We start from the raw sequence: 9,927 nt of genomic DNA, 5'->3' as shown, positions 1-9,927 counted from the left end.
CGGAGTTTTTTTATGCTTATTCATCGAACGAATGACTTTCGGTTTAGAATGGCAGATCGTCTTTGGCATCGCCCGGAGTAAATTCCGGCATAGCCGACGGAGCTGGAGGAGGAACGGGAGAACCGGAAGCCATTGGAGCACCTGTGCTAACACGCTCTACTTTCCATGCGCGGATACTATTGAACCAGCGATCATTCCACTGACGGGCGTCAACGTCGAATGATACAGTCAATTCTTCGCCCATTTGAATGTTGAACTGCTCGATTTTGTCTGCGCCAAATACGTCGAAGCACATTTTACGTGGATATTGGTCGTGGTTTTCGATAACGTACTCTTGTGATTTCCACTCGTTGCCGCTAGTTTTTGAAACTCCGCCTCTCGGGGGGAGGATAGCGATGATTTTTCCTGTAAATTCCATTGCGATAATTTTAAATTCTGCGGCGAAGTTACAATTTTTTAGTAATATCCCTCGCACAATACCTGTTTTTTTCTTTTGTTTTTATTGGGCAGCCCAAATCTTTTTTCGTAACTTTGTGCGATAGAACATTTAAAACTTAAATACACGAAAATATATGAAATTTATCGTTTCAAGTACTGCTCTTTCCAGCCATTTACAGGCCATCAGCCGTGTTATTAATTCAAAAAATGCGCTGCCAATTCTCGATTGTTTCCTCTTCGAACTGGAAGACGGAACTTTGTCTGTGACTGTATCCGACAGTGAAACAACGATGGTGACTACCGTAGAAGTGAATGAAAGCGATACGAACGGGCGTTTTGCCGTAGTAGCGAAAACATTGCTTGACGCACTGAAAGAAATTCCGGAACAACCACTCACATTCGATATCAATCCGGATAATTATGAAATAACGGTGCAGTACCAGAACGGAAAATACAGCCTGATGGGGCAGAATGCGGATGAATTCCCGCAATCGGCTACACTGGGGGATAATGCTGTCCGCGTGGAAATGGAAGCAAGCGTACTTCTGGGAGGTATCAACCGTTCGGTGTTTGCTACTGCCGATGATGAACTTCGTCCGGTGATGAACGGTATTTATTTCGATATTACAACAGAAGACATTACAATGGTTGCTTCGGACGGTCATAAACTGGTACGTTGCAAAACGTTGGCAGCCAAAGGCAACGAGCGTGCAGCCTTCATCCTTCCGAAGAAACCGGCTACATTGCTAAAGAATCTTTTGCCGAAAGAACAAGGCGCAGTGACCATCGAATTTGACGAACGCAACGCTGTATTCATGCTTGAAAGCTACCGGATGGTTTGCCGCCTGATTGAAGGACGTTACCCGAACTACAACTCGGTAATTCCACAAAACAACCCGCACAAAGTGACCGTAGACCGCCAACAGTTGGTAGGAGCTTTGCGCCGTGTGTCTATCTTCTCGTCACAAGCCAGCAGTTTGATTAAACTTCGTATGCAGGAAAACCAGATTGTGATTTCCGCACAAGATATTGATTTCTCTACTTCTGCCGAAGAAACACAAGTTTGCCAGTATGCAGGTGCTGCAATGAGCATCGGTTTTAAATCGACGTTCCTCATCGACATACTGAACAATATTTCGGCGGATGAAGTAGTCATCGAACTTGCAGATCCTTCACGTGCCGGAGTAATCATCCCGGTAGAGCAGGAAGAAAACGAAGACTTGCTGATGCTGCTGATGCCGATGATGCTAAATGATTAATGTAAATTCACCACAGAGGACGCAGAGGACACAGAGGATAAATTTGAATATTTATTAAATAACCCTCTGTGTCCTCTGCGTCCTCTGTGGTGACTCAATAAAATAAACAGAAATGAAATTAAACCTGAAAAATCCCATTGTTTTCTTTGATTTAGAAACAACAGGAACCAATATCAACACAGACCGAATTGTTGAAATTTGCTATCTGAAAGTATATCCGAATGGAAATGAAGAAGCAAAGACATTACGTATCAATCCCGAAATGCATATTCCGGAAGCATCCTCTGCTATACATGGTATTTATGATGCCGACGTAGCAGATTGTCCTACTTTTAAAGAAGTAGCGAAAAACATAGCCAGGGACATTGAAGGTTGCGATTTGGCAGGATTTAATTCCAATCGTTTTGATATTCCTGTTCTTGCCGAAGAATTTCTTCGTGCCGGAGTAGATATTGATATGACAAAACGTAAATTTGTAGACGTACAGGTCATCTTCCACAAAATGGAACAACGCACCCTGTCTGCTGCCTACAAGTTCTATTGCGACAAGAATTTGGAAGATGCGCACACTGCCGAAGCAGATACACGGGCTACTTACGAAGTGTTGAAAGCGCAGCTCGACCGTTACTCCGATCTTCAGAATGATATTGCGTTCCTGGCTGATTATTCAAGTTTCAGCAAGAATGTCGATTTTGCCGGACGCATGGTGTACGATGATAATGGGGTAGAAGTGTTCAACTTCGGAAAATATAAGGGAATGTCTGTAGCCGAGGTTTTGAAGAAAGATCCCGGATATTACAGTTGGATTTTGAATAGTGATTTCACGCTGAACACCAAGGCGGCATTGACAAAAATCCGCTTGCGTGAAATGAGTAATTTGATTACAAAATAATGCTAAAAGGAAAGAAAATAATTCTTGGAATTACCGGCAGTATTGCCGCGTATAAGGCGTGCTATATCATTCGCGGACTGATAAAACAAGGAGCGGAAGTGCAGGTCGTAATTACTCCGGCGGGAAAAGAATTTATTACTCCGATCACTCTTTCGGCTTTGACCAGCAAACCGGTCATCAGTGAGTTTTTTGCCCAACGTGACGGAACGTGGAACAGCCACGTTGATCTCGGTTTATGGGCGGATGCCGTATTGATTGCGCCGGCCACTGCCTCTACCATCGGTAAAATGGCCAACGGAATAGCCGACAATATGCTGATAACCACTTATCTTTCGGCAAAAGCTCCCGTGTTTGTTGCTCCGGCAATGGACCTCGATATGTTTGCCCATCCTGCCACCCAGAAAAATCTGGATATTCTGCGTTCCTATGGTAATCATATTATCGAGCCGGGGACAGGAGAACTAGCCAGCCATCTGGTAGGGAAGGGGCGAATGGAAGAGCCGGAGAATATCATCCGGGTATTGGATGAATTCTTTGCTTCGAGTGACGAACTGTCCGGAAAGAAAGTGATGATTACTGCCGGACCGACTTACGAAAAGATAGACCCGGTGCGTTTCATCGGCAATTATTCGTCCGGAAAGATGGGATTCGCGTTGGCAGAAGAATGTGCCCGTCGCGGAGCACAAGTGACCTTGATAACAGGTCCTGTGCAACTCAAAACGCAACATTCTGGTATCATCCGTGTCGATGTCGAATCTGCTGAAGAAATGTACAAAGCAGCGCAGGCTCATTTCCCGGATGCTGATGCCGGTATTCTTTGTGCGGCAGTAGCCGACTATCGTCCGGCAACGGTAGCCGATAAGAAGATTAAGCGGGAAAAAGAAGAAGAACTGACCCTGCATCTTCAGGCAACACAAGATATTGCTGCCTCTTTAGGAGCCATAAAAAGAAAACAACAATGCCTGGTTGGCTTTGCGCTCGAAACCAATAATGAGCAGCAGAATGCCGAAGGAAAGCTCGAACGCAAGAACTTCGATTTTATTGTGCTTAACTCGTTGAATGATGCAGGAGCCGGTTTCCGCCATGATACCAATAAGATAAGTATAATCGACAGGAAAGGTCGTACAGACTATCCTCTGAAGTCGAAAACGGAAGTAGCTCAAGACATCATTGATCGTCTGGTAGCCACCCTGTCTCCCAATTTTTAATTTTCAAATTTTAATTTTTAATTAGTTTGTTACGTTCACTATACATTCAGAATTACGCATTGATAGAAAAACTGGATATCAGTTTTGAAACAGGCTTTTCCGTTATAACAGGTGAAACGGGAGCCGGGAAATCAATTATTCTGGGAGCGATCGGGCTCCTGCTGGGGCAGCGTGCCGATGTGAAAGCGATTCGTCGCGGAGCTTCCAAATGTATTATAGAGGCACGGTTCGATATTGCTGCCTACGGTATGCGTCCGTTTTTTGAAGAAAACGAATTGGAATATGATGAAGAGTGTATTTTGCGTCGTGAGGTACAGGCTTCCGGTAAAAGCAGAGCATTCATCAATGATACTCCCGCTTCACTGGCACAAATGAAAGAGCTGGGCGAACAATTGATAGATGTACATTCTCAACATCAGAATCTGTTACTTAATAAAGAAGGATTCCAGTTGAACGTGCTTGATATTCTGGCACATAATGATGCAGCATTGGAGAAATACCATCTACGTTATGGCGAATGGAAGCAGACAGAACGCGAACTGGCTGAATTAATGTCACTGGCAGAGAAAAGCCGTTCTGATGAAGATTATATCCGTTTCCAACTTGAACAGCTCGAAGAGGCTCATCTTGTAGAAGGAGAGCAGGAGGAACTGGAACAGGAAGCCGAAACACTAAGTCATGCGGAGGAAATTAAAGCCGGACTTTATCGGGTAGAACAGTCATTTGTCTCGGATGAGGGTGGATTGCTTTCTTACCTGAAAGATAGTCTGAATACGCTGAATAGCCTGCAAAGAGTCTATCAGCCCGCTAAGGAACTTACCGAACGTATGGAGAGCGCCTATATCGAATTGAAAGATATTTCGCACGAAGTCTCTTCGCAAAGTGATTCCGTTGAATTTAATCCGGTCCGCCTGGAAGAAGTGAACGAACGGCTGAATCTGATTTATTCCCTGCAACAGAAACACCGGGCACAGACTCTTGACGAGTTGATAGCGTTGACGGATGAATATCGTAGCAAATTGTCCGACATTACTTCATACGATGAACGTATTGCCGAGCTGACCGCTCGTAAAGAGGAACAATATAAGCAAGTGAAACAACAAGCAGAACTGCTCACCAAAGCCCGTACGAAAGCTGCGCGTGAAGTGGAAAAACAATTGGCTGCCCGCTTGATTCCGTTGGGAATGCCGAATGTTCGTTTCCAGATCGAAATGGGACTGAAGAAAGAGCCGGGATTGCAAGGAGAAGATACAGTCAACTTCCTGTTTTCTGCCAATAAGAACGGCACCTTGCAGAATATCTCGTCCGTAGCTTCGGGAGGTGAAATTGCCCGTGTCATGCTTTCTATCAAAGCATTGATTGCCGGAGCCGTGAAACTGCCGACTATCGTATTTGATGAAATAGATACCGGTGTCTCCGGTGAAATAGCCGACCGCATGGCGGACATGATGCAGGAAATGGGCGACCGGAACCGTCAGGTAATCAGCATCACCCACTTGCCGCAGATTGCTGCCCGCGGACGTGCACATTATAAAGTATATAAGAAAGACAGCGATACGGAAACAAATAGTCATATCCGCCGTCTCATCGATGAAGAACGAGTAGAGGAAATAGCTCACATGCTTAGTGGCGCCACTCTGACCGAGGCCGCCCTTAGCAATGCCAAATCCCTGCTTGATGCTAAGTGATTAATGGCTAAATTGATTCATTCAAAGTAGTTGAGGTAGTGAATTGTTAAGCGCTAACTGATAAGTAGTAAATTGTAAATAGTAAAATAGTAAATCAAATAGATGTTGGATAAAAGTGAAATGATTTTCGGTGTTCGTGCCGTGATAGAAGCCATTCAGGCAGGTAAAGAGATTGATAAAATTCTGGTAAAGAAAGACATTCAGAGTGATCTTTCCAAAGAACTGTTTGCTGCTTTGAAAGGGCTGATGATACCGGTTCAGCGTGTTCCGGTAGAACGTATTAACCGCATTACCCGGAAAAATCATCAGGGAGTGATTGCTTTCATTTCTTCTGTGACTTATCAGAAAACGGAAGATCTTGTTCCTTTCTTGTTCGAACAAGGGAAGAATCCGTTTTTTGTTATGCTGGACGGAGTGACCGATGTACGTAATTTCGGAGCCATTGCCCGTACCTGCGAATGTGCAGCTGTCGATGCAGTGATTATTCCTGTCCGCGGGAGTGCGTCTGTCAATGCTGATGCCGTGAAAACATCGGCAGGAGCGCTGCACACGCTGCCTGTGTGTCGTGAGCAGAACCTCCGTTCAACGCTGCAATATCTGAAAGACAGTGGTTTCCGTATTGTAGCTGCTACCGAGAAGGGAGATTACGACTATACAAAAGCCGATTATACAGGACCGCTGTGCATCATTATGGGAGCGGAGGATACGGGAGTTTCTTATGAAAACCTTGCGCTCTGCGACGAATGGGTGAAAATCCCGATGCTGGGCACCATCGAATCTCTGAATGTTTCCGTGGCTGCCGGTATCCTGGTTTACGAAGCTGTGAAACAAAGAAATAATGACTGATATGAAGAAGATTTTAATTCTACCTTTACTGCTTTTCTTCCTGATACAGGGAAGCATGGCGCAAACTCCCAAATGGGTAGAGAAGGCAAAACGGGCAGTCTTCTCTGTGGTGACTTATGACAAGAATGATAAAATGCTGAATACCGGAAACGGATTTTTTGTATCCGAAGATGGATTGGCTTTATCAGATTATACTCTTTTTAAAGGAGCCGAACGTGCGGTGGTAATCACTTCCGAAGGCAAGCAGATGCCGGTTAGCCTGATACTTGGAGCGAATGATATGTATGATGTCATTAAGTTCCGTGTAGCTATCACCGAGAAGAAAGTGCCTGCGCTCATTGTGGCTAAAACAGCTCCGGCAGTGGGAGCCGATGCGTGGATGCTTCCTTATTCTACACAGAAAAGTATCGCTTGCGTTACTGGTAAAGTGAAAGAAGTTTCCAAAGTAGCCGGAGAATATCATTACTATACATTGGGTATGCAGATGAAAGATAAGATGGTGAGCTGTCCGGTGATGAATGCCGAAGGTCAGGTATTTGGCATTGCGCAGAAGTCATCCGGCATCGATACGGTGACCACTTGCTATGCGGCAGGAGCAGCTTTTGCCATGGCGCAGAAAATCAGTGCTCTTTCTTTGGGAGACGCTGCTTTGAAAAAGATTGGCATCCGGAAAGGCCTGCCCGAAACGGAAGACCAAGCATTAGTGTACTTGTTTATGGCATCTTCGAGCCTGTCAGGCGACGATTACGAAAAGCTGTTGGATGATTTCATCCGTCAGTTCCCTGCCAATGCGGATGGTTATCTTCGTCGTGCCAATTATTATGCAGCTAAAGGTAAGGACGACCAGACTTGGTATGATAAAGCAGTTGCCGACTTTAATCAGGCTTTGAAAGTAGCCCAGAAAAAAGATGATGTATATTATAATATAGGTAAGCTGATGTATGCTTATCAATTGTCGAAGCCGGAAAAAACGTATAAAGACTGGACGTATGACACTGCTTTGCAGAATGTTCGTCAGGCAATCGCCATTGATCCGCTGCCTATTTATATTCAAATGGAAGGCGATATACTGTTTGCCCAGCAAGACTATGCCGGTGCTTTGGCAGCTTATGAAAAGGTAAATGCCAGCAACATTGCTTCTCCGGCCACTTTCTTTAGTGCTGCCAAGACGAAGGAACTGGCGAAAGGTGACCCGAAAGAAGTTGTAGCTTTAATGGATAGCTGTATTGCCCGTTGCCCGCAACCGATCACAGCAGATTTTGCTCCATATTTGTTGGAACGTGCGCAGATGAACATGAATGCCGGCCAGCCACGGAATGCGATGCTCGATTATGATGCTTATCATACAGCAGTCAAAGGAGAAGTGAACGACGTATTCTATTACTATCGCGAACAGGCCGCTTTGAAAGCACGCCAATTCCAACGCGCCTTGGATGATATAGTTAAAGCAATCGAAATGAATCCGACAGACCTGACCTATCAGGCGGAACATGCAGTGGTCAACCTGCGTGTAGGACGTTATGAAGAAGCTATTCAGATTTTGAATAATATATTGAAGGCTGATCCTAAATATGCCGAGGCTTACCGCTTATTGGGGCTTTGCCAGATACAGTTGAAGAAGACAGATGAAGCTTGCGGCAACTTTAAGAAAGCGAAAGAACTGGGTGATCCAAATGTAGATGAGCTGATTACCAAATACTGCAAGTAAGAGATTGCCTCTTCGAAAACAACATAAGTAAAAATGAATCCCTGCCAACTCGAAAATTGGCAGGGATTCCTCGTTTTGGGGGACGTTGTATAAAAAACTCTCTCTCTTTTTTTATTTTTCCCCACTTCACTTGTTAAGCTCAGGTTGTAGGTTTTAATGATATATGGTTTGATTTCCCTTTTTCCCCTCTTTTATAAGTTAAATGCACGCTTATTGAAAATACTGCATGGCTTCACTTATTTTTTTTAGAAATTATTCGATTTTCCATCTAAAACAGTGACTAAATTTAAAAATGTGATTCATTTTATCTATAATCTTACTATATTCCGCACGTTTTTTAATAACACTTATGAGATAAGTTATAATTTATGGAAAAAAATCGATTTACTATTTGTGCAAACAATTACATCGATTGTTTGCGACAAGAGGGTCGTTATTCTACGGCCCACGTGTATAAACACGCTATTCGTTCTTTTTCGCAGTTTTGTGGGACCCAATCCATTACCTTTAGTAGGATAAACCGCGAAACTCTAAAGAGGTATAGCAACTATCTGTTGGCTTCCCGTTTGAAGCCTAATACGATTTCTACGTATATGCGTATGCTTCGTAGTATCTACAATCGCGGAGTTGATACGCATCAGGCTCCTTATGTACATGGCTTGTTCCGGGATGTATTTACCGGGGTAGACACACGTCAGAAGAAAGCCATCCCGATCGGTGAACTTCACATGTTACTAAACAAAGATCCTCAATCGGAAAAGCTTCGCCGGACACAGGCCATTGCCAATCTGTTATTTCAGTTTTGTGGAATGCCTTTTTCTGATTTGGCCCATCTGGAAAAATCCAATTTGAAACAAGGTCTTTTAAAGTACAACCGTCTCAAGACCGGTACTCCTATGAGTATAGAAGTGCTGGAGTCAGCGCACAATGCAATCGGGGGATTATACAATAAAACCGATGCGCGAAGTCCTGATTATCCTGATTATCTTTTTCGGATATTAAGCGGAGCATATAAGAGAGATGAAGAGGAAGCATATCGTGAATATCAGTCAGCCTTGAGACGTTTCAATAATGATTTGAAAAACCTGTCCAGAAAATTAAGGATATCTTCATCCGTCACGTCTTACACGCTTCGTCATTCTTGGGCTACGACTGCCAAGTACAGAGGTGTTCCTATCGAGATGATTAGCGAATCATTAGGGCACAAATCTATTAAAACAACACAGATATATTTAAAGGGTTTCGAATTGGAAGAAAGAACAAAGGTTAATAAATTGAATTATTCTTACATATGTAGTTTTAAAATGTTCTGATTAATATTATTAAAGCATTATGGATTAGGGACTTAATGCTGGTGTTACTTCTTAGGTAACGGAAAACACACATATAGGATACACATAGCAGTGAAAAAAGGAAAAAAATCGATTATGAGGGAATATAAAAGCGGGTACCTAACATTCAATATAAGACTTTTTTGAATTTAGGTAATAAAAATCCCTTGAGCATGAAGACGTTATCTTTCATGTTCAGATAGATTCATGTTGCATATTTGAGAGAAAAAGGAAAAAAAGAAGTTTTTTGCTTGTTTGCTATTAATATTTTTACCTATCTTTGTAGCGAATATATTTCCGTTACCTAAGAAGTAACGGAATCACATGGGGTAAAAAAATATGATTTTAACGAAACCAAAATCAGTAAATGCCGGGCCTATTAGTGGGACAGGGGAAGGCGTAGCACACTCAAAACGCTGGTATGTAGCACTCGTTCGAATGCATCACGAGAAGAAAGTATCCGAGCGTTTGTCTAAGATGGGAATTGATTCTTTTGTTCCCGTTCAGCAACAGATCCATCAATGGAGCGACCGTCGAAAGATGGTTGATACAGTCTT

General features: G+C 43.4%; 9 protein-coding genes. 8 read left to right on the top strand and 1 reads right to left on the bottom strand.

Going from position 1 to position 9,927, the window contains the following annotated elements:
* Nucleotides 1–43 precede the first annotated feature (43 nt).
* A complete protein-coding gene (locus HMPREF0106_RS13550; protein WP_004316866.1) occupies nucleotides 44–418 on the bottom strand; it encodes a DUF3127 domain-containing protein in 375 nt (124 codons plus the stop codon).
* Between the two features lie 154 nt (nucleotides 419–572).
* Here HMPREF0106_RS13550 and dnaN point away from each other — a divergent pair, with 154 nt between their 5' ends.
* The 8 genes from dnaN to HMPREF0106_RS13590 form a co-directional block, all read left to right on the top strand.
* Complete coding sequence (gene dnaN, locus HMPREF0106_RS13555; RefSeq protein ID WP_004316865.1) at nucleotides 573–1,697, top strand: DNA polymerase III subunit beta; 1,125 nt, start codon at nucleotides 573–575, stop codon at nucleotides 1,695–1,697.
* A gap of 112 nt (nucleotides 1,698–1,809) precedes the next feature.
* Nucleotides 1,810–2,589, top strand: coding sequence for a 3'-5' exonuclease (locus tag HMPREF0106_RS13560; protein WP_004316864.1), 780 nt, complete (start codon nucleotides 1,810–1,812; stop codon nucleotides 2,587–2,589).
* Complete coding sequence (gene coaBC / locus HMPREF0106_RS13565; protein ID WP_008025458.1) at nucleotides 2,589–3,797, top strand: bifunctional phosphopantothenoylcysteine decarboxylase/phosphopantothenate--cysteine ligase CoaBC; 1,209 nt, start codon at nucleotides 2,589–2,591, stop codon at nucleotides 3,795–3,797. Before HMPREF0106_RS13560 ends, coaBC begins: the two co-directional genes overlap by 1 nt.
* Before the next feature lie 26 nt (nucleotides 3,798–3,823).
* Entirely contained in the window at nucleotides 3,824–5,485 is a 1,662-nt protein-coding gene (gene recN, locus HMPREF0106_RS13570; protein ID WP_009039841.1) for a DNA repair protein RecN, read from the top strand.
* A 102-nt stretch (nucleotides 5,486–5,587) separates the two neighbouring features.
* Nucleotides 5,588–6,331 (top strand): 23S rRNA (guanosine(2251)-2'-O)-methyltransferase RlmB, encoded by a 744-nt coding sequence (rlmB, locus tag HMPREF0106_RS13575; protein WP_004316861.1) that lies wholly within the window; start codon nucleotides 5,588–5,590, stop codon nucleotides 6,329–6,331.
* A gap of 1 nt (nucleotide 6,332) precedes the next feature.
* Nucleotides 6,333–8,039 (top strand): serine protease, encoded by a 1,707-nt coding sequence (locus tag HMPREF0106_RS13580; RefSeq protein ID WP_032851310.1) that lies wholly within the window; start codon nucleotides 6,333–6,335, stop codon nucleotides 8,037–8,039.
* A 368-nt stretch (nucleotides 8,040–8,407) separates the two neighbouring features.
* Nucleotides 8,408–9,352, top strand: a complete 945-nt coding sequence (locus HMPREF0106_RS13585) for a tyrosine-type recombinase/integrase (protein WP_009039839.1) — start codon at nucleotides 8,408–8,410, stop codon at nucleotides 9,350–9,352.
* A gap of 357 nt (nucleotides 9,353–9,709) precedes the next feature.
* A partial coding sequence (locus HMPREF0106_RS13590) for a transcription termination/antitermination NusG family protein (protein ID WP_009039838.1) occupies nucleotides 9,710–9,927 on the top strand: 218 nt, incomplete at its 3' end.

Origin of the sequence: Bacteroides sp. D22, from assembly GCF_000163675.1 — a bacterium.
Taxonomy (GTDB): Bacteria; Bacteroidota; Bacteroidia; order Bacteroidales; family Bacteroidaceae; genus Bacteroides; species Bacteroides xylanisolvens.
Note: the sequence above shows the minus strand (reverse complement) of the source record. Positions and strands in the feature narration are given on the sequence as shown.

What these genes read in the sequence shown, in the direction of transcription:
- HMPREF0106_RS13550 (WP_004316866.1), bottom strand. Translation starts at nt 418, where the DNA reads ATGGAATTTACAGGAAAAATCATCGCTATCCTCCCCCCGAGAGGCGGA.
- dnaN (WP_004316865.1), top strand. Translation starts at nt 573, where the DNA reads ATGAAATTTATCGTTTCAAGTACTGCTCTTTCCAGCCATTTACAGGCC.
- HMPREF0106_RS13560 (WP_004316864.1), top strand. Translation starts at nt 1,810, where the DNA reads ATGAAATTAAACCTGAAAAATCCCATTGTTTTCTTTGATTTAGAAACA.
- coaBC (WP_008025458.1), top strand. Translation starts at nt 2,589, where the DNA reads ATGCTAAAAGGAAAGAAAATAATTCTTGGAATTACCGGCAGTATTGCC.
- rlmB (WP_004316861.1), top strand. Translation starts at nt 5,588, where the DNA reads ATGTTGGATAAAAGTGAAATGATTTTCGGTGTTCGTGCCGTGATAGAA.
- HMPREF0106_RS13580 (WP_032851310.1), top strand. Translation starts at nt 6,333, where the DNA reads ATGAAGAAGATTTTAATTCTACCTTTACTGCTTTTCTTCCTGATACAG.
- HMPREF0106_RS13585 (WP_009039839.1), top strand. Translation starts at nt 8,408, where the DNA reads ATGGAAAAAAATCGATTTACTATTTGTGCAAACAATTACATCGATTGT.